20 protein-coding genes are annotated in these 21,070 nt (G+C 72.5%); 14 read left to right on the top strand and 6 right to left on the bottom strand.

The annotated features are described in order from the left end of the window. The first annotated feature begins 209 nt into the window (after positions 1-209). The 3 genes from AB0F77_RS04470 to AB0F77_RS04460 all read left to right on the top strand — a co-directional run bounded on the left by AB0F77_RS04470 (position 210) and on the right by AB0F77_RS04460 (position 3,550). Positions 210-1,373 (top strand): hypothetical protein, encoded by a 1,164-nt coding sequence (locus AB0F77_RS04470; protein WP_361941253.1) that lies wholly within the window; start codon positions 210-212, stop codon positions 1,371-1,373. 92 nt (positions 1,374-1,465) lie between these two features. Beyond that, positions 1,466-2,419, top strand: a complete 954-nt coding sequence (locus AB0F77_RS04465; protein ID WP_361941250.1) for a helix-turn-helix transcriptional regulator — start codon at positions 1,466-1,468, stop codon at positions 2,417-2,419. A 126-nt stretch (positions 2,420-2,545) separates the two neighbouring features. Further along, complete coding sequence (locus AB0F77_RS04460) at positions 2,546-3,550, top strand: hypothetical protein (protein ID WP_361941247.1); 1,005 nt, start codon at positions 2,546-2,548, stop codon at positions 3,548-3,550. A 171-nt stretch (positions 3,551-3,721) separates the two neighbouring features. Here AB0F77_RS04460 and AB0F77_RS04455 read toward each other — a convergent pair whose 3' ends face one another. Further along, the gene (locus tag AB0F77_RS04455; protein WP_361941244.1) at positions 3,722-4,732 is read right to left on the bottom strand and encodes an Ldh family oxidoreductase; all 1,011 of its coding nucleotides are present in this window, start codon (positions 4,730-4,732) and stop codon (positions 3,722-3,724) included. 289 nt (positions 4,733-5,021) lie between these two features. On the opposite strand from AB0F77_RS04455, the gene AB0F77_RS04450 reads away from it, so the two are divergent. The 9 genes from AB0F77_RS04450 to AB0F77_RS04410 all read left to right on the top strand — a co-directional run bounded on the left by AB0F77_RS04450 (position 5,022) and on the right by AB0F77_RS04410 (position 12,429). Beyond that, complete coding sequence (locus AB0F77_RS04450) at positions 5,022-6,365, top strand: MFS transporter (protein ID WP_361941241.1); 1,344 nt, start codon at positions 5,022-5,024, stop codon at positions 6,363-6,365. Continuing rightward, complete coding sequence (locus tag AB0F77_RS04445; RefSeq protein WP_361941238.1) at positions 6,362-7,189, top strand: N-acyl homoserine lactonase family protein; 828 nt, start codon at positions 6,362-6,364, stop codon at positions 7,187-7,189. The genes AB0F77_RS04450 and AB0F77_RS04445 overlap by 4 nt, the downstream gene beginning before the upstream one ends. Next, complete coding sequence (locus AB0F77_RS04440; RefSeq protein ID WP_361941235.1) at positions 7,186-8,001, top strand: SDR family NAD(P)-dependent oxidoreductase; 816 nt, start codon at positions 7,186-7,188, stop codon at positions 7,999-8,001. The genes AB0F77_RS04445 and AB0F77_RS04440 overlap by 4 nt, the downstream gene beginning before the upstream one ends. Before the next feature lie 59 nt (positions 8,002-8,060). Beyond that, the gene (locus AB0F77_RS04435; protein WP_361941232.1) at positions 8,061-8,990 is read left to right on the top strand and encodes an NAD(P)-dependent oxidoreductase; all 930 of its coding nucleotides are present in this window, start codon (positions 8,061-8,063) and stop codon (positions 8,988-8,990) included. 31 nt (positions 8,991-9,021) lie between these two features. Next, a complete protein-coding gene (locus AB0F77_RS04430) occupies positions 9,022-9,408 on the top strand; it encodes a cupin domain-containing protein (protein WP_361941230.1) in 387 nt (128 codons plus the stop codon). A 51-nt stretch (positions 9,409-9,459) separates the two neighbouring features. Further along, positions 9,460-9,852, top strand: coding sequence for a carboxymuconolactone decarboxylase family protein (locus AB0F77_RS04425; protein WP_361941227.1), 393 nt, complete (start codon positions 9,460-9,462; stop codon positions 9,850-9,852). Then, positions 9,845-10,747 (top strand): NAD(P)-dependent oxidoreductase, encoded by a 903-nt coding sequence (locus AB0F77_RS04420; protein WP_361941224.1) that lies wholly within the window; start codon positions 9,845-9,847, stop codon positions 10,745-10,747. Before AB0F77_RS04425 ends, AB0F77_RS04420 begins: the two co-directional genes overlap by 8 nt. A 32-nt stretch (positions 10,748-10,779) precedes the next feature. Continuing rightward, positions 10,780-11,514, top strand: a complete 735-nt coding sequence (locus tag AB0F77_RS04415) for a GntR family transcriptional regulator (RefSeq protein ID WP_361941221.1) — start codon at positions 10,780-10,782, stop codon at positions 11,512-11,514. A 153-nt stretch (positions 11,515-11,667) separates the two neighbouring features. After that, positions 11,668-12,429, top strand: a complete 762-nt coding sequence (locus tag AB0F77_RS04410) for a carboxymuconolactone decarboxylase family protein (protein ID WP_361941218.1) — start codon at positions 11,668-11,670, stop codon at positions 12,427-12,429. 22 nt (positions 12,430-12,451) lie between these two features. Here the strand turns inward: AB0F77_RS04410 and AB0F77_RS04405 are convergent, their stop codons facing one another. Then, the gene (locus AB0F77_RS04405; RefSeq protein ID WP_361941215.1) at positions 12,452-13,684 is read right to left on the bottom strand and encodes a glycoside hydrolase family 88 protein; all 1,233 of its coding nucleotides are present in this window, start codon (positions 13,682-13,684) and stop codon (positions 12,452-12,454) included. A gap of 168 nt (positions 13,685-13,852) precedes the next feature. On the opposite strand from AB0F77_RS04405, the gene AB0F77_RS04400 reads away from it, so the two are divergent. Next, positions 13,853-15,355, top strand: coding sequence for an amidohydrolase family protein (locus tag AB0F77_RS04400; RefSeq protein ID WP_361941212.1), 1,503 nt, complete (start codon positions 13,853-13,855; stop codon positions 15,353-15,355). Between the two features lie 56 nt (positions 15,356-15,411). Here AB0F77_RS04400 and AB0F77_RS04395 read toward each other — a convergent pair whose 3' ends face one another. Continuing rightward, positions 15,412-16,743, bottom strand: a complete 1,332-nt coding sequence (locus AB0F77_RS04395) for a lysine N(6)-hydroxylase/L-ornithine N(5)-oxygenase family protein (protein ID WP_361941209.1) — start codon at positions 16,741-16,743, stop codon at positions 15,412-15,414. An 87-nt stretch (positions 16,744-16,830) separates the two neighbouring features. Between AB0F77_RS04395 and AB0F77_RS04390 the strand changes: the two genes are divergently transcribed. Next, entirely contained in the window at positions 16,831-17,784 is a 954-nt protein-coding gene (locus tag AB0F77_RS04390) for a methionyl-tRNA formyltransferase (protein ID WP_361941206.1), read from the top strand. Between the two features lie 45 nt (positions 17,785-17,829). On the opposite strand, the gene AB0F77_RS04385 is transcribed toward AB0F77_RS04390, so the two are convergent. The 3 genes from AB0F77_RS04385 to AB0F77_RS04375 form a co-directional block, all read right to left on the bottom strand. After that, positions 17,830-18,873 (bottom strand): ATP-binding cassette domain-containing protein, encoded by a 1,044-nt coding sequence (locus AB0F77_RS04385; protein ID WP_361941203.1) that lies wholly within the window; start codon positions 18,871-18,873, stop codon positions 17,830-17,832. Positions 18,874-18,877: 4 nt separating this feature from the next. After that, positions 18,878-19,873: an iron chelate uptake ABC transporter family permease subunit gene (locus tag AB0F77_RS04380; protein ID WP_361941499.1), complete on the bottom strand. Its 996-nt coding sequence runs from the start codon at positions 19,871-19,873 to the stop codon at positions 18,878-18,880. A 107-nt stretch (positions 19,874-19,980) separates the two neighbouring features. Further along, positions 19,981-20,988 carry an iron ABC transporter permease gene (locus AB0F77_RS04375; protein ID WP_361941200.1) on the bottom strand — a complete coding sequence of 336 codons (1,008 nt, stop codon included), beginning with the start codon at positions 20,986-20,988 and terminating at the stop codon, positions 19,981-19,983. Positions 20,989-21,070 lie beyond the last annotated feature (82 nt).

The raw sequence follows: 21,070 nt of genomic DNA, 5'->3' as shown, positions 1-21,070 counted from the left end.
TAATCGACGATAACACGGCTTCGTATCGATGACAACACTTCTTTGTTATCGGCGATTCGTAGCGGCTGTAGCGCCGCTGCGACCTCTGGTCCGTACCGGAGCGTCGTGTTCCTGCCATGCCGTTTTCCGTCACTCCGGACGCTCGATTCCGGGCGGTGCCGCCCTCGATAGTGAACGGGCCCTGCCCTCCCGGCATCTTGAGGAGAACGATGAAGAGACGCACCGTGTGGCGGACGGCAGCCACCGCCGTGAGCCTGGCCGTCAGCCTCGTCGCCCTGCCCGCCCAGGCGCATGCGACCCCCTCCGGCGATCTCGCCCCGGCGCGTGCCCAGGCGCTGGTGGAGCAGCTGGAGTCCATGCCCGCGGCCGGCCGGGCCCGTGCGGACAGCCTCCAGGAGCAGGTCGGCGCGGACGACGGACTGTCCGCCGACCCGACGCTCTCGACCGATCTGATAAACCCGGCCGACTACCAGTGCACGACGTCCACCCCCGTCCGTGACTGGGCGGCGGCCACCACCGCCGACTGGACCGCGAGCGACGCGGGCGTCGCCAACCTGTTCCAGCAGATCGTGCTGCTCGACGCGGTGCTCTTCCCCGACGGCGACGGCAACGCCTTCGGCACCGACGGCGAGTTCAGCACCCAGGTCGGCCACACCATCCGCGACCTGCGCAAGTTCTGGGACATCGACGGCAGCCGGGTGCGCGTGGTGCCCATGCACTCCGACGTCCTGCTCGACCGCGCCGAGCTCTCCCGCGTCTTCGGGGTCGGCTTCGGCTTCGACGAGACCACCTCGGCCCAACTCGCCGACGCCGTCGCCCAGCTCGCCGACCAGGACAAGTTCGACCACGGTCTGCACCCGCTGTTCACCTTCAACGCCTTCGCCGTCGACACCCTCGACGTGCCCGGCCTCGGCACGATCCCGCCCGAGATCGTGATGGGCGACGGGGTGCTGGAGGGCTTCCGGGCGGTCGGCCTCGACGACGTGGCGCCGCAGGCGATCCTGGCGCACGAGTACGGCCACCACGTGCAGTACCAGAAGGACCTGTTCACCAGCGAGCTCACCGGACCCGAGGCCAGCAGGCGCACGGAGCTGATGGCGGACTCCTTCGGCTCGTACTTCCTCACCCACGCGCGCGGCGAGTCCATGCGGTGGAAGCGGGTGCAGGAGTTCTCGCAGGTCTTCTTCCAGCTCGGCGACTGCTCCTTCACGGCCGCCAGCCACCACGGCACCCCCAACCAGCGGCTGCACGCGGTGCAGTGGGGCTACGGCGTGGCCCGCGACGCACGCAACCAGGGGCACATCCTGCCGTCGGCCGTCTTCGCGGACCGCTTCGAGCAGGAACTGCCCACCCTGGTCGCGCCCGACGCCTGACCGTGCTGTTCACCGAGAACGTCCGCGCCGGCCGAGTGGTCCCGATCACACCCCAACTCCCGTACGGCGGTGGTGGTGATAGAAACTCGGGCATGAAGCCACTGCGGGCTCTGGGCCTGTCGGCGGCTGCGGAGCGGACGTATCTCGATCTCATCGAGTCGGGGGAGCGTGCGGTCGGCGACCTGGCCGCGCACCTCCGGCTCACGGCCGGCGAGTCGGCCGCCGTGCTCGGCGAGCTCGAGTCCATCGGGCTCGTCGAGCGCCACGGCGACATGGTCGAACCGGTGCCGCCCCGGCTCGCGATGGAGGCCCTGGCCGAGCGCCGCTCACGGGAGGCGGCGCTCGCGCGCAGCAGCGCCGACCTGCTCTCCCAGCTGTGGACCCGCCGCTTCGGACAGCGCGGCGACTTCGAGCTGCTGCCCTCCCACGAGGCCGGCCGCCGGGTGCTCGACAGCGTGCAGCGCGAGGCCCAGCACCAGGTGCGGGCCATGACCCTCGGCAACCTCTCCACGGAGGGGCACAAGATAGTCGACGGCCTCTTCGACGCCCTCGCCCGCGGCGTCGGCTACCAGGTGATCTACGGGGCGCACGTCCTGCGGGACCCCGCCGCGCTGCGCATGGTCCAGAGTTGCGTGGACGCGGGGGAGGAGGCCAGGGTCTTCGCCCACGTCCCCATGAACATCACCGTCGTCGACGACCGCTGGGCCCTCGTGGCCGCCCGCAACCCCGTGCCGGGGAAGACGAGCATCGGTGCCGTCGTCGTCCACGACTCCCCGTTCCTCACCGGTTTGGTGGGGTTCTTCGACGCGTTCTGGCGCATGGCCGTGCCGATCACCTCCACCACCGGGGCCGACGGCGCGGTCACCCGCGAGGCCCGGCAGCTGCTGACGTATCTGAGCGCGGGCCTCACCGACGAGGCGATCGCCAGGGAGCTGGGCGTCAGCGAGCGCACGATCGCCCGGCGCATCAGCCGGCTCCAGGAACTGCTGGGCGCGCAGACCCGGTTCCAGCTCGGCCTCCAGGCGTCCCGGCAGGGCTGGCTCTGAGACCCGGCCCCCGTCCATGATCGGCGGGGTCCGTCGGCCCGGGTGAGAGGGGACGGACGGCCCAAGCCCGCCGCCCCGGCGACGGCGACGATGAGGGGACACAGCTCAAGAAGGGGCGCACCTCTCATGCCCGTCGTCAGCACACTCCCGCGTTACGCGTCCGGACACCTGGTCCGCGCGGCCGTCACGGCGCCGTCCTTGTACAACACCCAGCCCTGGACGTTCGTCGCCGAGGACCACGACAGGGGAGTCGAACTGCACGCGGATCCCACCCGCGGGCTCCCGCACATCGATCCGGACGGCCGGGAAATGGTCATCGGCTGCGGCGCGGCCCTCTACAACGTCCGGCTGGCCATGCGGCACCTGGGCTTCAAGCCCGTCGTCGAGCACCTGCCGCACCGCGCCGACCCGGACTTCCTCGCCCGCGTGACCTGGGGACCGTACGACCTGCCCACCCCGGACGAGCGGCGGATGTACCGCGCGCTGCGCCGCCGGCACACCGTCCGCGGCGCCTTCCTGCCGGAACCGCTGCCCCGGATGCTGCCGTACGCGCTGCGCGAGGCCGCCCGGAGCGAGGGCGCCACGCTGCACTGGATCGACCGGAGCGCGGGCCGGCGGGAACTGGCCGACCTGGTCCGTGCCGCCGAGGACATCCAGCGCGCGGACCCCCGGCACGCGGCCGACCAGAACGCGTGGACCTGGCGGTCCGTCGAGCGGCGCGCCGACGGCATCCCGGTCGACACGGACGTGCAGCACCCGGACGCGACCTTCCTGGCCGGGCGGGACTACTCGGGCGTGGCCCGGATGTTCCCCGCCCCGCCGACGCGCTGGAGCGCCCGCAACGGCCGGGTGGCCCTGCTGAGCACGGACCGCGACGACCGGCGGGCCTGGCTGCGGGCGGGCCAGGCGTTGCAGCGGGTCCTGCTGACGGCCGCGGCCGAGGACGTGATGGCGGCCTTCCACACCCAGCCGCTGGAGATCCCGCGACTGCGCACCGAGATCCTGCAGACGCTCAGCGCGGGGGAGTACCCCCAGCTCGTCCTGCGCCTCGGCCGCGTGCCCGCCGCCCCGGCCCTGCCCCGCCGCCCGATCGCCGACGTCCTCGACCCGGGCGAGCCTCATCTCCTCTGACCCGGACCTGCCCGACACGTGCCGTCGTCCGACGCGCGGTCCCCGTCCGCCCCGGGGCCGCGCCCGGCGTGGCACCCCGCCCCGTGCACGGGCTTTGTCCCGCCTGCGGCCCCCGAGTCGCCGGCCCCGTCCGACCCACGTGCCCCCGGGCCGTGTACAGCCCGCGGCGGTTCACGTCGTGGACGTGGCCAGGGCGGTGACCGCCGTGTGGATGTCGTCCGGTACCTCGAAGCCGCCCCGGGCCAGTTGCCGTGCCCGGTGGGCCGCCGAGCGGTCGAACGGCATGCGCACGGGAGCGCCGCCGTCGAGCGGGCGGGTGCCGCGCACCAGGTCGCCGTAGGCCGTGACCTGCTCCTTGAAGCGCTCCGCCGGACCCAGCAGGTCCGGGCGGAGCGCTATCACGAGGAAACCGAAGTCGCGCAGCTCGCCCGGCAGCGCCGGGGAGCCGGCCATGATGCCGAGGAGCTGCACGGCGATGCCCAGACCGCTGCCGCGATGGCCGCCCCACGCGGTGAACGCGCCCGCGAGCGCGGCGACCGGATCGGTCGTGGGCAGTCCGTCGGCGTCGTAGGCCACGTCCGGCGGCAGCGGCCGGCCCTGCCGCCGGGCCAGCACCGCCTGCGCGTGGATGATCCGCGAGGTCCCGATGTCCCAGATGACGGGGGTCGTCGTACTGGGAAAGCCGATGCACACCGGGTTGGTGCCGAACCGCGCCTCGGTGCCCCCGTACGGGGCGACCCAGGGCGTGGCGTTCGAGGCGATGATCGTGACCAGGCCCTCGCGGGCGGCCGTCTCGGCGTAGTACGACAGCATGCCCGTGTACCAGGTGTTGTGGGCGCCGACGAGCGCGATGCCCATGGCCCCGGCCTTCTCCACGGCGAGGGCGGTCGCGCGCCGGGCCACCGGATAGCCGAGGTTGTCCCCGCCGTCGAGCTGCGCCGACACCGGCGTCTCCCGCACCACGGTGACCGGCCCCTTCGGCCCGCCCGAGGCGCCCAGGCGCTCGGCGATGCTGAGGATGCGGGCGAGCCCGCTGAAGCCGAGCCCCCGCAGCTCGCAGTCGATCAGATGGTCCGCCGTGACCGCGGCGTCCCCGGCCGTCAGTCCCACCGCGCACAAGGCCCGCTCCGCCAGATCCCTGGCGGACGTCGTCGACATGAACACCGCGCTGCCCCTTCCCATGTGCCGAAGCATCTGCTGAACTGTCCCGCGCAACATTGTATGACGGACATACGATCTGCCTGACCGCTTGACTTCGGCCACTCGCCCGGCTCGGCGCCGCACCCCGGCCTCTCGTGTCACTCTCGGCGAATCCGCAGTTCAATGGCGTGTGAGGTGGACATCGTGGACATCTTGTCCGCGGGTCATGCGGCGTTCAGCCGCAAGAAACGAGCCGTTGACCCGATCTGTATGACGGTCATACAATCCATCGCGGCGTCAGTCAGGGACGTCATCCGCTGAGGAGTCAGACATGATCAATGAGGATCGGGCCGCGACCGGGCGGCTGAGGAGAAGGACCGCCGTCGCCACCGGAATCGGCAATTTCATGGAGTGGTTCGACTTCGCGGTGTACGGCTTCTTCGCCACCACCATCGGAGAAGAGTTCTTCCCGAACGACAACCCGGCCGTCTCGCTGCTGTCCTCGCTGGCGGTGTTCGGGGTGGCGTTCTTCATGCGGCCCGTCGGCGGGTTCGTCATCGGCTCGATCGGTGACCGCAGGGGGCGCCGATGGGCGCTGACCATGACGGTGGGAATGATGGGCGTCACCACCACCCTCATCGGCGTCCTGCCCACGTACCAGCAGGTCGGCGTGTTGGCGCCGGTCCTCCTGGTGCTGATGCGCTGCCTCCAGGGCTTCTCCGCGGGCGGCGAGTGGACGGGATCGTCCGCGTTCCTGCTGGAGCACGCCCCGACCCGCAGGCGCGGTCTGTTCGGCAGCGTCATCTCCGCCACCGCCGCCATCGCGACCGTCGCGGGCAGCCTGGTGGCCCTCGCTCTGAACAGCTGGCTCAGCGACTCCGCGCTGAACGCGTGGGGCTGGCGGCTGCCCTTCCTCCTGGCGGCGCCGATGGGCCTGATCGGCCTCTACATCCGGCTGCGCATCCCCGAGACCCCGGTGTTCGCCGAACTCCAGGAGCGCAAGGCCGTGGAGGACAAGCCGCTGCTCACCGGAAGCCGCAAGAACGCCAAGGCCATCGCCCTGTGCTTCTTCTTCGCCAGCGTCCAGGGCCTCGGCTTCTACTACCTCGCCACCTACGTGGTGAACTACCTGTCCGTGTCCGTCGGGCTCGCCCGCACCACCTCGCTGGCCCTGAGCGGCGCCGGCCTGCTGATCTACGCCGTGCTGTGCCCGTTCGCCGGCCTGCTGGCGGACCGCTTCGGGCGCCGGCCGGTGAACGTCCTCGGCAGCGCGGGCCACGCCCTGCTGTCCTTCCCCTCCTTCATGCTGATGAGCACCGGCAAGGGTCCGCTCGTCCTGCTCGGCATCGTCCTCTTCTCGATCAGCCAGTCGATGGTCAGCGTCACCACGGTCGTGCTGCTGACCGAGATGTTCCCCGCCGCCACCCGCGGCAGCGGCAGCGCGATCGGCTTCAACCTGGGCCTCGCCCTGGTCGGCGGACCGGGACCCTTCATCGCGGCCGCGATCGCCGGTGCCAGCGGCTATCTGCCGATGCCGGCGATCTACATGACGGCCGTGTCGGTCATCGGGTTCTTCGTGGTGCTGCGCTGGCTGCCCGAGACCAACGGCCGTGACCTGCACCTGGAGGCCCAGGTCCCTTTGGGCCGCCGTGAGCGGGCGGGAGCCGCCCTGTGACCGTCCCGCCCGCCGAGTACGAGGTCCTGGCCGTGCGCTACGGCACGCGCCAGGGCGCCCGCTCGGAGATCTACCTCAACCACCACATCTACGGCGAGCCCGATTCCCCGCTCGGCATGGACTACTACTTCTGGGTCGTACGGGGCCGGGGCCGCACCCTGGTCGTCGACACCGGGTTCGGGCCGGTCGGCGGCGCCCGGCGGGGCCGCACCACCCTGGTGGAGCCGGTGCGGGCCCTGGCCGCCCTCGGCATCGACGCCGCCACGGTGGAACGGGTCGTCGTCACGCACGCGCACTACGACCACATCGGCAACCTCGCCGACTTCCCGGCGGCCGAGGTGGTCATGGCCCGCCGCGAGTACGAGTTCTGGACGGGCCCGTACGCCACGAAGGCCCAGTTCGCCTGGTCGACCGAGGAGCACGAGGTCGCCCATCTCCCGGTGGTGCGCGAGGAGGGCCGGCTGACGCTCTTCGAGAAGGCGGTCACCCTCGCCCCCGGGATCGAGCTGGTCCCGGTCGGCGGCCACACCCCGGGCCAGGCCGTCGTCCTCGTCGCCACGCACGGCGGCGGGACGGCCGTCCTCGCCTCGGACGCGGCGCACTACTACGAGGAGCTCGAACAGGAGCGCCCGTTCGCCTTCGTCGCCGACCTGGAGGCGATGTACCGGGGCTTCGACCTCCTCACCGAGATGACCGAGTCGCCCGGCCACGTGCTGGTCCCGGGGCACGACCCGGAGGTCATGCGGCGGTTCGCGCCGTACGACGGACTCGAACCGGGCCTCGCGGTACGGATCGGCGACACGCACAAGGAGCACACGTCATGACAGGACCGTTCGACGGGAAGGTCGCCGTCGTCACGGGGGCCGGCAGCGGGATCGGCGCGGCGAGCGCCCGGCGGCTGTCGGCGGACGGCGCCCGGGTCGTCGCCGTCGACGTCGACCTGAGGGCCGTCACCGAGGTGGTCGAGGCACTGCCCGGCGAGGCGATCGCGGTGCGGGCCGACATCGCCGACGAGGCGGACGTCGACGCGTACACCGAGGCGGCGCTGGACGCCTTCGGGCGGATCGACCTCCACCACCTCAACGCGGGGATCTTCGGCACCTTCGACCGCATCCCCGACGTGACGGCGGCGGACTTCGACCGGGTGATCGCGGTCAACCTGCGCGGCACGTTCCTCGGTCTGCGCGCGGCCTTCCGCGGCTACGAGCGGCAGGGCTCGGGCGGAGCGGTGGTCGTCACCGCGTCCATCGCGAGCCTGCGCGGCAGCGAGGACCTCATCGCGTACCAGACCTCCAAGCACGGTGTGCTCGGTCTGGTGCACGGGGCCGCCCTCTACGGAGGCCCGCGCGGCGTGCGCGTGAACGCCGTCGCGCCGGGCCTCGTCCACACCCAGCTGTTCGCGTCGGGCGGCGCCGCCTCGGGCGGGGCCTCCGACATGGAGCGGCGCGGCACCACCACGCCCATGCGGCGGGTGGGCACCGCCGACGAGATCGCCGGGGTGGTGGCGTTCCTGCTGGGCGAGGACGCCGCCTACGTCACCGGCGAGGTGGTCTCGGCGGACGGAGGGGCGGCCGTGGTCAACACCGTCCGCCCCTCGGGAGGAGCGGGTGCCTGGACTCCCGCACAGATTGTATGATGGTCATACGATTTTGGAACGCGTGCCCGACAACGGAACGCGGAGAGGTGTGAACGGTCATGACCGGGATGAGTGACATGAGCGGACAGCGCATCGGCATCGTCGGCCTGGGCAACATGGGCGGCCGGATCGCCCGGCACATCACGGAGACCGGGCACCCCGTCCTCGGCCACGACGTCGACCCCGCGCGGGCCGAGGCCGTCGGCGCCACCCCCGCCGGGTCCCTCGCCCGGCTCGCCGAGGAGAGCGACGTCGTCATGCTCTCCCTGCCCGACAGCAGGGCCGTCGAGGCGGTCGTCCTCGGCGAGGGCGGACTGCTGGAGCACGTCCGCGCCGGGCAGACGGTCGTCGACCTCAGCACCGCCTCCCCGCAGTCCACCGTCCGGCTCGCCGCGGCCTTCGCCGAGAAGGACGCCGTCTTCCTCGACGCCGGGGTCTCCGGCGGCGCGGCGGCGGCCGAGAAGGGCACGCTCACCGTCATGGTCGGCGGACCGCGGGAGGCGATCGACCGGCTCGACTGGCTGTTCCCGCTGTTCACCGCCAAGGTGTTCCCGATGGGCGCGAGCGGCAGCGGCCACTCCACCAAGCTGCTCAACAACTTCCTCAACGCGGTCTCGCTCGCCGCCACCGCCGAGGTCATGGTCGCCGGACGCAAGGCCGGTCTCGACCTCGGCGCCCTGCTCGACGTCATCAACGCCAGCAGTGGCGTCAACTTCGCGACGCTCAACCGCTTCCCGCACATCGTCAAGGGCGACTACCTGGAGGGCGGCCTGACCGGGTCGCTGATGATGAAGGACGTCCTGCTCTACGTCGACCACATCCGCGAACTCGGCGTGCCGAGCCTCAACGCGGCCGGTCCGATGGCCAGTTTCGGCCTCGCGATCAGCACCGGCTACGCCGACCAGATCAGCAACCGCGTGGTCGACGCCATCGGCGACCTCTCCGGCGGCGTCCGCGTCCACGACACCCCGGAGTCCGGCCGCTCCTGACCGCGCGCCCGCACCGAAAGGCATCCAACGCATGATCATCATTCCTGGCCGGGACCGGGACGGCGTGTCCGAGCAGCGCTCCGCCACCTTCACCGGCGCCGTGTGGGCCGACCCGGTGCTGCCCGCCACCGACGGCGTCACCATCAACAACGTCTTCTTCTCCCCCGGTGCCCACACCCACTGGCACCACCACGAGCACGGGCAGATCCTCCAGGTCACCGCGGGCGCGGGCTTCGTCTGCACCCAGGGGGAGGAGCCCCGGCCGCTCAGGCCCGGCGACACCGTGTGGGTGCCGCCGGGCGAGACCCACTGGCACGGGGCGGCCCCCGGCAGCTGGCTGCTGCACACCGCCGTCTCGCTCGGCACGACCGTCTGGCTCGACCCGGTCGCCGCGGACGCCTACCCCGGCCGCGCCTGACCACCGCACACCCCGGGGCACCCCCCGTACGAAACAGGAAGAAGGACCACGATGACGACAGAGGCAGGCGGCCGCTTCGACGAAGGGCTGCGCATCCGACGCGAAGTACTGGGCGCGGAGCACGTCGACCGCTCGCTGGAGAAGGTCACCGAGTTCTCCCGGCCGGTGCAGGAACTCGTCACCGAGTACTGCTGGGGCGAGGTGTGGGGCCGTCCGGGCCTCGACCGCAGGACCCGCAGCCTGCTCAACCTGACGATGCTCACCGCCCTCAACCGCATGCACGAACTCGCGGTGCACGTGCGCGGCGCCCTCACCAACGGCTGCACCGAGGAGGAGATCCAGGAGGCGCTGCTCCAGACCGCCGTCTACGTCGGCGTGCCCGCCGCCCTGGAGTCCTTCCGCGTGGCCGAGCGGGTGCTGGAGGAGGTGCGCCCGCATGCCTGAGTCCGGTCCGGCGCCGCTGGGTCCCGGCGCGCTCGTCGGCTTCATCGGCCTCGGCAACATGGGCGAGCCGATGACCCGCCGGCTCGCGGAGGCCGGCTACCGGCTGAAGGTGTACGACGCCCGCCCGCGGGCCGCCGCCGAACTCGCCGCCGCCACCGGGGCCGAGGCGGTCGCGAGCGCGGCCGACGCAGGCCGGGACGCCGACGCCGTGGTGCTGATGCTGCCCAACTCCGACGTCGTCGAGAGCGTCGTGCACAAGGACGGACTGCTGGACGCCCTGCGGCCCGGGGCCGTCCTCGTCGACATGGGCTCCTCGGAGCCGGTGCGCACCCGCGCCCTGGCCGAGGCCGCCGCGGAGCACCGGGTCACCGTGGTCGACGCCCCCGTATCGGGCGGCACCCGGGGTGCGGCGGCCGGCACCCTCACCATCATGGTCGGCGGCACGGAGACCGCCGCCGCCGTACGGCCCCTGCTGGAGGTCGTCGGCTCCAAGGTGCTGCACGTCGGTCCCGCCGGGGCCGGGCACGCGCTCAAGGCGCTCAACAACCTGCTGTCGGCCACCCATCTGCTGGTGACGTCCGAGGCGATCCTCGCCGGCCGCGCCTTCGGGCTCGACCCCGAGGTGATGCTGGAGGCGATCAACGGGTCGAGCGGGCGCAGCGGTTCCACCGAGAACAAGTGGCCGCGGTTCATGCTGGACCGCAGCTTCGACTCCGGGTTCGGGCTGCGGCTGATGCTCAAGGACATGCGGATCGCCGTCGGTCTCGCCGAGACCACCGGCACCCCGGGCCGCCTGGGCGCCGCCGCGGCACGGCTGTGGGGCGAGGCCGCCGAACGGCTGCCCGCCGACGCCGACCACACCGAGATCGTCCGCTGGCTGGAGGACGATTTTTGATCGTATGACGAACAGGCCGTATGGTCAGTGAGGTGTCGAACGGACAGGACGGTGTGATGAACGGGCTGCGGAGCATCAACCTCGCGCGTCAGGTGGCGCCCCTGCGCGAGCAGGTACTGGAGGCGCTCCGCAACGCGATCCTCGACTTCGACCTCAAGCCCGGCCAGCGTCTGGTCGAGCGCGAGCTGATCGAGTCGCTCGGGGTCTCCCGCACCACCGTCCGCGAGGTCCTGCGCGAACTGACGGCCGAGGGCCTGGTGACGGTCATCCCGCAGAAGGGCGCCGTCGTCTACGCCCCCAGCCCGTCCGAGGCCGCCGACCTCTACGCCGTACGCGCCGCCCTGGAGGGCCTCGCCGTGCAGCGCTTCATGGAGCGGGCCTCGGCGGAGCACCTGACCCGGCTGCGGGACGCGCTCGCCCGGTTCGAGGAGGTCTGCGCGTCCAGCGAGGACATGCGGGAGCTGCTGCGGGCCAAGGACGGCATCTACGACACCCTGCTCGCCGGTGCCGACAGCCCCACCATCCAGCAGATCCTCTCCGGAGTGCAGGCCCGTGTGCAGCTGCTGCGCGCGACCTCCATGTCCCAGCCGGGCCGGCCGCGGCAGGCCGTGGCCGAGATGCGGGCCCTCGTCGAGGCGATCGCCGCCGGTGACACGGACGAGGCCCTGCGGCTGAGCCGGGTCCACCTGGAGCACGCCTCCGCGACCGTCTCCGACGCGCTCGACAGCGACGGCGTCCGGCCCGCCCCGGCCGAGGCCGGCGCGTGAACCCTCCTCTCCCTCACCCCACCCCCAGCCCCTCCCTCTTCACTCCCTTCACTCCCTTCACCTTCTTCTTCCGGTAACCGGGCGGCACCCTGCCCCGGGGCTCGGCCGCGCCGACGTCCCGTGGTGCCGCCTGCCCTTCACGCAGGAGGCATCGTGTCCCTGACCCAGCGCCAGCAGGACCTCAAGGAGCGCTTCACCCGCGAACGCGGCACCTGGAGCGCCGCGTGGGAGAGCATCCTCGTGCTCGACCCCGACTACCTGGAGGCGTACCTGGACTTCTCGACCGTGCCGTGGCGCAAGAACCATCTGCCCGCCAAGGTCAAGGAGTTCATCTACATCGCGGTCGACTCCGCCGCCACCCACCTCTACACGCCCGGCGTCCGCCAGCACATCCGGGCCGCCCTCGCCCACGGCGCCACCGGCGAGGAGATCATGGAGGTCCTCGAACTCACCAGCACCCTCGGCATCCACGCCTCCAACATCGGTGTGCCCCTCCTCCTGGAGGTCCTGGAGGAGGAGGGGCTGCGCAAGGGTCCCGAACCGCTCGACGAGCGGCGCGAGCGGTTGAAGGCCGAGTTCACCGAGAAGCGCGGCTACTGGCACGAGTTCTGGGACGGTCTGCTCGAACTCGACCCCGAGCTGTTCGAGGCGTACGTCGCCTTCTCCTCGGTGCCGTGGACGAAGGGCGTGCTGGAGCCCAAGGTGAAGGAGCTGGTCTACTGCGCCTTCGACGCGGCCGCCACCCATCTCTACGTACCGGGCCTCAAGCTCCACATGCGCAACGCCCTCCGCCTCGGCGCCAGTACGGAGGAGATCATGGAGGTGCTGGAGATCGTGAGCGTCATCGGCATCCACACCGCCACCGAGTCGGCGCCCGTCCTCCTGGAGGAACTGGCGGCGGCCGAGTCCGCCTGAACCCGGGCGCGGGGCCGGGCGGTCAGACGGAGGACAGGTCGATCGCCCGGTCGACGTCCGCCGGGCGCAGCACCCGCAGGATGCCCTCCAGCAGGTAGTAGTCGGCGTACGGCAGGGAGATCTCGACGCCGTCCTCGGCCGGCCGGTTGCGGGTGCAGCGCGCCACGACCGCGTCCGCGCGGGCCGAGTTCCTGGTCAGACACGTCTGGGCCAGCGCGGTCAGCAGCCGCAGTGCCGCCTGGCGGTACTGCGGCAGTCCCGTCGCCTGCGCCAGGTCGAGCAGACCGCACGCCATGATCGCGCCCGCCGAGGCGTCCTTCACGTCGTTCGGCTGCTGCGGCGCGCGGTAGTCCCACACCGGCACCTGGTCCGGGGTGAGCGCGCCGAGCGCGAAGTCGGCGAGCCTGCGCGCGGTGTCGAGGAACTGCGCGTTCCCGGTGCGCCGGTGGATCGTCACGAACCCGTAGATCCCCCACGCCTGTCCGCGCGCCCAGCACGAGGAGGGGCTGTAGCCCTGCACGGTGGCGGGGCCGATCGGAGCGCCGGTCGCCGGGTCGAAGTCGTAGACGTGGGGCGTCGATCCGTCCGCCCGGGGGAACACCCGCTGGGCGGTCCTCGCGTGTTCGACGGCGATGTCGAGGTACTTGCGGTTCCCGGTCTGCGCGCTCGCGAAGGCCAGCAGATCGAGGTTCATCATCGTGTCCATGATGACCCGGCCCGCGTCGCGCGGATCGTCCAGCGCGCCCCAGGCGCGCAGGAAGCGCCCGTTCGGGTTGTAGCGCCGGATCAGCGAGTCGGCGGCGCGGATCGCGCCGGTGCGCCAGGAGTCGTCGCCGGTCAGCCGCCAGGCGGTGACCCAGGAGGGGGAGAAGAGGAAGCCCAGGTCGTGGGTGGTGGTGTCGGTCTGGCGCGGGGCGAGTCGCTTCGCGGAGTCGACGGCCAGCGTGCGGAACGTGTTGTCGCCGCTGTACAGCCAGGCCATCCAGAGCGTGCCCGGCCAGAAACCCCCGACCCAGTCACCGTTCTGGGAGTAGACCCACTTCTCGAACTTCGTCCCGACCGGGAACGCGGTCACGTTCGGCGCGACGGAACGGAGCTTGGCCACCGCGTAGTCGGCGGCCTCGCGCAGCGTGCGTTCGGTGTCCGCAGGCGCCTGCGCCCCGGCGGCGTGCGCGGACGTCGCCGGGACCGCGCCGAGGGCCACGGCGCCGGCCGCGGTGGCCAGCACGGTACGTCGGGGAACACTCGCGGTCATCGGGTCCTCCAACTCGACTGGTACAGGGGGTAGTTGACGACGTTCTACACCAGGGACCACAGCCATGTACATCCATGTGCTTGAAGTTCAAGTACGTGAACATGCCGCCGCCCGTGTGGATAAGGTGACCCTGAGTTCCTCTTCGGTGTCGCCGCGGCTGGAGGCTGCATGACGGACCACGCAAGCGCCCCTCCCACGCTCGTCCTCGCCCGGGTGCGCCTCGGCGCGGGCGGCCCCCTCGCCCGGGTGCGCGTGGCGGACGGCACGATCACCCATGTCGTGCCGGAGGCGGACGCGGGCCCGGGTGCCGTCGACGGCGAGCGGGTCCTCGACCTCGGCGGACGTGTGCTGCTGCCCGGCCTGTGGGACGCCCATGTCCACCTCGCGGACTGGGCCGGCGTCCGGCACCGGCTCGACCTCGCCGGCACCCCGTCCGCGCGGGCGGTCGCCGACCTCGTGCGCGGGCACGGCGGCGCGGGAGACGCCGGCACGGTGCTGTTCGGGTACGGCTTCCGGGACGGCCTGTGGCCCGACGCCCCGCACAAGCGGCTGCTCGACGCCGTCCTGCCCGGCCGCCCGGTGGCCCTCGTCAGCGCCGACCTGCACGCGGCCTGGCTCAACTCCGCCTGCCTCGCCCTGGTCGGCCGCGGCGACCACCCCACCGGGCTCGTCCGGGAGCACGAGGCGCACCAGATCCTGACCGCGCTGCCGGAGGCACCGGCCGGGGTCGTCGACGGCTGGGTCGAGGAGGCGTGCCGGGCCGCCGCCGCGCGCGGGGTGACCGGAGTCATCGACTTCCAGTTCGGCGACCCGGTCGAGGACTGGGAGCGGCGCGCGGCGCAGGCCCCGCCCGCCGTACGGGTGTCGGCGGCCGTCTATCCCGGCGCCCTGGACTCCGTGCTGGCGCGCGGACTGCGCACCGGCAGCCGGATCGGCGCAGGGGACGGACCGGTCCGGGTGGGACCGCTGAAGCTGTTCACCGACGGATCGCTCAACACCCGTACCGCGCTGTGCCGCGAGCCCTATCCGGGCCTGGAGGGCACGGACGGCTCGCACGGTGTCGAGGAGACCTCGCCCGGCGAACTCGTACGGCTGATGCGGCGCGCCGCCGCGCACGGCGTCGAACCCGCGGTGCACGCCATCGGCGACCGGGCCAACACCGTCGCCCTGGACGCCTTCGAGGCCGTGCGCTGCCGCGGCCGGATCGAGCACGCGCAGCTGCTGATACCCGAAGACCTGCCGCGCTTCGCCGAGTTGGGCGTCACGGCCGGGGTCCAGCCCCGGCACGCCACGGACGACCGCGACATGGCCGACCGGTACTGGGCCGGGCGCACGGACCGGGCCTTCCCGTACGCCGCGCTGCTCGCCGCCGGTGCCCGCCTGGAGTTCGGCTCCGACGCCCCGGTCTCGCCGCTCGACCCCTGGCTCGCCGTGGCGGCGGCGGTCACCCGCACCGACGACGACCGCCCCGCCTGGCACCCCGAACAGCGCCTGTTCGTACGGGACGCGCTGACCGCGGCGGCCCGCGGGCGCCGGCTGGTCCGGGTCGGCGACCCGGCCGACCTGGTGCTCGTGGACACCGACCCGCTGGACGCCGGTCCGGCCGTGCTGCGGTCGATGCCGGTCCACGCGACGATGACCGCCGGGCGCTGGACGCACGGGCCGTACTGACGGGAGCGGGCGGTGACCCGCGGGAGGGCCCCGCGGGTCACCGCTCCGGGGCGGGTTCAGGACGCCGGCAGGCCCGCGAGGACCGAGCGGTGGATCTCGTCCGCCCGGATCGCGACGGTCGACAGCAGCGTGCTGGTCAGGCCGTGCGTGTGCTCGGTGCCGCCCTGGAGGTAGATGCCGGCGGTGACCTCCGGCACCGTCTCCACCCGGTGGTCGCGGCCCACCCGGATCGCGTCCCCGTCGTCGCGCAGGCACAGCTTCGCCGCCTCGCCGAGCAGCGGCGCGAGGTCACGGGGCCGGTAGCCGGTGGCGAGCACCAGCACGTCGGCGCGGAGCACCTGACGCTCGCCCGTCGGCAGGAACTCGACCCCGACGTCCAGCCCGCCGTCCGAGGCGGGGTCGACGGCCCGGATGCGCGAGACGTTGAGGAACCTCAGCCGCTCCCGCCCGGTCACCTTCTCCTGGTACGCGGTGGCGTACAGGGACTCGATCAACTCCATGTCGACGACCGAGTAGTTGGTGGAGCGGTGGTAGTCGAGCAGGGACTGCTTGACCTCGGTGGGCGCCGTGAAGTAGACGTCGACCGCCTCCGGGTCGAAGATCCGGTTGGCGAACGGGCTGTCGTCGGCGGGCGTGAAGCCGTACTTGGCGAAGACCGAGCACACCTCGGCCTCCGGGAACGTCCGGTGCAGATAGTCCACGGCCTCGGCCGCGCTCTGTCCCGCGCCGAGCACCACCACCCGCCGCACGGGCCCGCCCGCCTCCGCGAGCCGGCTCGCACGGGGGATCAACTCGCTGTTGTGCCAGACGAGTTCACCAAGCTCCAGCCCCGGGGGCACATGCGGTTCCAGGCCCAGGGCGACGCTGATGTTGCGCGCCCTGCGGGTGACCGTCCGGCCGGGGTCGGCGGCGTCGCGGGTGACCACGTCGAAGGAGGCCACCCGGCCGTCCTCGTCGCGCACCGGGTCGACGGCGACGACCTCGTTGTCGTACGACACGAGGTGCGAGACCCGCTCGGCCGCCCACTCGAAGTACTCGTGGAACTCCATGCGCAGCGGGAAGAGCGTCTTCTGGTTCAGGAAGTCGACCAGTCTGCCCCGCTCGCGCAGGAAGCACAGGAAGCTGTAGTCGCTGGTCGGGTCGCGCAGGGTGACGAGGTCCTTGAGGAAGGACACCTGCATCGTGGCGTCGTCGATCAGCATGCCCCGGTGCCAGCCGAAGCGTGACTGGCGTTCCAGGAACCGGACGGCGAGCCGACGGTCCGCCGGAAGGCCCGCGTTGTGTTCCTCCACCGCTATGGACAGAGCGAGATTTGACGGACCGAAACCGATTCCGAGGACGTCTAGGACATCGTGGACGGTCTCGGAACCCATGAACGGTGACTTCACCGTGGCATCGCCTCCCTCAGGCACACACATGCTAGATAAGGTAAGGCTTACCTAGCAATGGAAAGTCGTTGAAGGGGAAGGACCGTCATGCGGGTCGTTTTGCTCGGCTACCAGACCTGGGGTCACCGCACGCTTCAGGCGCTGCTGGACTCCGACCACGAGGTGGTCCTCGTCGTCACCCATCCGAGGAGTGACCATGCCTACGAGAAGATCTGGGACGACAACGTCGCCGAACTCGCCGGGAAGCACGACGTGCCCGTCCTGCTGCGCAACCGCCCCGACGACACCGAACTCCTCGCCGCGGTGCGCGCGGCGCGGCCGGACATCATCGTCGCCAACAACTGGCGCACCTGGCTGCCCCCGGAGCTGTTCGACCTGCCGCCGCACGGCACCCTCAACGTGCACGACTCGCTGCTCCCGGCGTACGCGGGCTTCTCGCCGATCATCTGGGCGCTGCTCAACGGCGAGGAGCGGGTCGGGGTCACCGCGCACCGGATGAACGCCGAACTCGACGCGGGGGACGTGCTGGTGCAGCGCTCGGTGCCGGTGGGGCCCACCGACACGGCGACCGACCTGTTCCACCGCACCGTCGACCTGATCGCGCCCATCGTGCGGGAGTCGCTGGACCTGATCGCCTCGGGCCGGGACGCCGGCCAGTGGGTCCCGCAGGACCGTGCTCGCGCGAGCTTCTTCCACAAGCGGTCGGCGGAGGACAGCCGCATCGACTGGAACTGGCCCGCCGAACGCCTGGAACGCCTCGTGCGCGCCCAGTCGGACCCGTACCCGAACGCGTACGCCTTCCACCGGGGGGAGCGGCTGCGGATCGTCCGGGCGGCCGTCTCGGAGGGGCGCTACGGCGGCACGCCCGGCCGGATCTTCATACGCGAGGGCGACGGCGTGGTCGTGGTGGCCGGTGCCGACGCCCACACCGGGCGCCACCGGGGGCTGCTGGTGCGGCGGGTGCGCACGGACGACGGGACGGAGTACGCGGCGACCGACTGGTTCCGCACCATGGGCGGCTATCTGACGTCCCGTCCCTGAACGCCGGGCGGCCGTGCCCCCTCGGTGACCGGGGGCGCGGCCCGCTCAGTCGGCGACGGTCACCGGGACGGTGCGCTCCGGGCGGGTGCCGTCGTGGTGGTGGCGGCCCAGCGGGATCACCAGGGGCGTGCCGCTCACCGGGTCGGGGGCGATGCGGCAGCGCAGGTCGAAGACGTCCTCTACGGTGGCCTCGGTGACCACCTCGGCGGGCGCGCCCTCGGCGACGACGCGGCCGGCCTTCATGGCGATGACGTGATCGGCGTACCGGCACGCCTGGTTGAGGTCGTGCAGCACCATCACGACCGTGCGGCCCTCGCGCCGGTTGAGGTCGGTGATCAGGTCGAGCACGTCGATCTGGTGGGCCAGGTCGAGATAGGTCGTCGGCTCGTCCAGCAGCAGCACCGGGGTGCCCTGGGCGACGGCCATGGCGATCCACGCGCGCTGCCGCTGGCCGCCGGAGAGCTCGTCGACCGGGCGGTCCGCCAGCTCGGTCAGGCCGGTCGCGGCGAGCGCCGCGCGCACCGCCTGCTCGTCGGCCGCGGACCACTGCCGCCACCAGGTCTGGTGCGGGGAGCGGCCCCGGTTCACCAGGTCGGCCACCGTGAGGCCCTCCGGCGCCACCGGGGTCTGCGGCAGGATGCCGAGCTTGCGGGCGAGTTCGCGGGTGGGCACCGAGCGCAGTGCGACGCCGTCGAGTTCGACCACGCCCTGCCGGGGGGTGAGCAGCCGGGCGAGCGCCCGCAACAGGGTCGACTTCCCGCAGGCGTTGGCGCCGACGATGGCCGTGATGCGTCCGGTGGGCACGGTGAGGTCCAGCCCCTCCACCACCGTCCGCCCGTCGTAGGCGAGATGGAGCCCCCGCGCCCGCAACTCGGGGCCCCTGACGGGTGGCCGGGAGGCGCCGTCGGGCGTTCCGTGCGTTCCGGCGGTGGGCCGGGGGACGTCCGCGGTGGGCCGAGCGTCGGCGGGGGCCGCGGTCGTCCGGGGCACGGCACGGGCCGGCCCGGGTGCGTCCGCGGTCGGCCGGGACGCGTCGGTGCCGGCGTCGGTGGGGGACGGCCGCGGGGAGCGTGGGTCGGTGGTCGACATGGGATCAGCCTCCAGAGCCCGCGCGGTTGGCGCGGATGAGCAGCCACAGCAGGACCGGCGCACCGAGCGCGCCGGTGACGATCCCGACCGGCAGTTCCGTCCCCGGGATCGCCTCGCGCGCGAGGAGGTCGGAGCCGAGGACGACGAACGCGCCGGTGAGACCGGAGACGAACGGGGGCGGTGCCGAGGTGCCCGCGAGCCGCTGGGCGATCTGCGGGCAGGCCAGCGCGACGAAGGCCACCGGACCGGCCGCCGCCGTGCCGAACGCGACCAGGCCCACCCCGGTCAGCAGCAGGGCCAGGCGCACCGGTTGGACGGGGGTGCCGAGGCCGGCGGCCACGTCGTCGCCGAGCTGGAGGGTGCGCATCCAGCGGCCCATGCCCAGGGTGACCGGCAGCAGTACGGCCATGGCGAGGGCCAGGGAGTCGACCTGGCCCCAGGTCCGCCCGTTGAGGTTGCCGACCAGCCAGCCCACGGCCTCCTGGGCCTCGAACCGGTTGCCGCGCGCCACGAGGAAGTCGGTGGCGCTGGTGCAGATCCAGGACACGCCGATGCCGACGAGGATGATGCGGTAGCCGGTCGCCCCGCCCTTCCACGCCAGCGTGTACACGAGCAGCGCGGTGGCGAGCGCGCCGAGCAGTCCGAGCGTGGAGAGGCCGAGCCCGCCGGTCCAGCCGAGGACGACCGCGGCCACGACGGCCGTCCCGGCGCCCTCGGTCAGCCCGATCATGTCGGGGCTCGCGAGGGGATTGCGGGTCATCGTCTGGAACACGGCCCCCGACACGCCGAACGCGACACCGACCAGCAGCCCGGTCAGCGCCCGCGGCAGCCGCAGTTCGCGTACGACGGTGAGGGTGCCCGGATCGCCCGCGCCGAACAGGGCCCGGATCACGTCGCCGAAGGCCACGGGATAGTCGCCGACGGTCAGTCCCCAGCAGAACAGCAGGAAGGCGCCGACGGCGAGCAGCGTCCCGGTCAGCGCAAGTCGGGGGCGCAGCATGCCGGACACCGGGGGCGCGGTCAGCCGGAACGGCCGGTCCCGCAGGGCCGGCCGGGACACGGCCGCGACGGGGGAGACCTTGCCGGGCGAGGGCTGGACGGACACGCTCACACCTCCGCGAGCTTACGGCGGCGGACCAGGGCGATGAAGAACGGGCCGCCGAGGAAGGCGACCAGGACCCCGGCCTGGATCTCGGTGGGGCGGGCCACCATGCGGCCCAGGATGTCGGCGGACAGCAGCAGGACCGGTGCGAGCGCGGCCGACAGCGGCAGCAGCCAGCGGTGGTCGGGGCCGATCCCGGCGTACTGGGCGAGCACCCGGGCGATGTGCGGGACGACCAGGCCGAGGAAGACGACGGGCCCGATGACGGCGACCGACGCGCCGGTCAGCAGCATCACCGCGGCCACGCCCTGGAGCCGTACCAGACCGAGCCGCCGGCCCAGGGAGGCGGCCACGTCGTCGCCGAGGGCGAGGCTGTTGAGCGCGGGCGCGCAGGACAGTGCGAGCACGGCGCCCGCCACCAGGAACGGCAGGATGCGCAGCAGGTCGCCCGAGTCCCGGTCGGCCAGGGTGCCGGCGGACCAGAAGCGGTAACGGTCCAGCGCGTCCTGGTCGGTGAGGACCACCGCGCTGGTCAGCGAGGACAGCAGCGAGGTGACGGCGACCCCGGCGAGCGCCAGTTTGACGGGGGTGGCGCCGGAGCGGCCGAGCCGACCGAGGAAGAAGACCAGGACGCTCGCGGCGAGGGCCCCGGCGAACGCGAACCACACGTATCCGTACAGCGATCCGACCCCGAACACCGCGACCGCCACGACGATCGCGAAGGACGCCCCGGCGCTGACGCCGAGGATGCCGGGGTCGGCCAGCGGATTGCGGGTGAGCGCCTGCATCAGCGCGCCGGACATCCCGAGCGCGGCGCCCGTCGTCAGGCCGAGCAGGGTGCGGGGCACCCGCACCGACCAGATCACGTTGTCGACGAGCCGGCTCGGGGGGTGCCCGAGGACCGAGCGGACCACCTGGTCGAGCGGGACGCTGAGCGCGCCCAGCGCCACGGACAGCAGGGACAGGACGACGAGGAGGGCGACCACCAGGGTCACCAGCACGGTGGTACGCATCCTTCTGCCCGAACCCACGTGCCGTTCTCCCAACGCCTCCACCAGCAGGTTAGGTGAGCATAACCTCAGTCGCGGTCGGATG

This window comes from Streptomyces sp. NPDC026672 (assembly GCF_040638185.1).
Taxonomy (GTDB): domain Bacteria; phylum Actinomycetota; class Actinomycetes; order Streptomycetales; family Streptomycetaceae; genus Streptomyces.
This window is presented reverse-complemented; position numbering and strand designations above follow the sequence as displayed.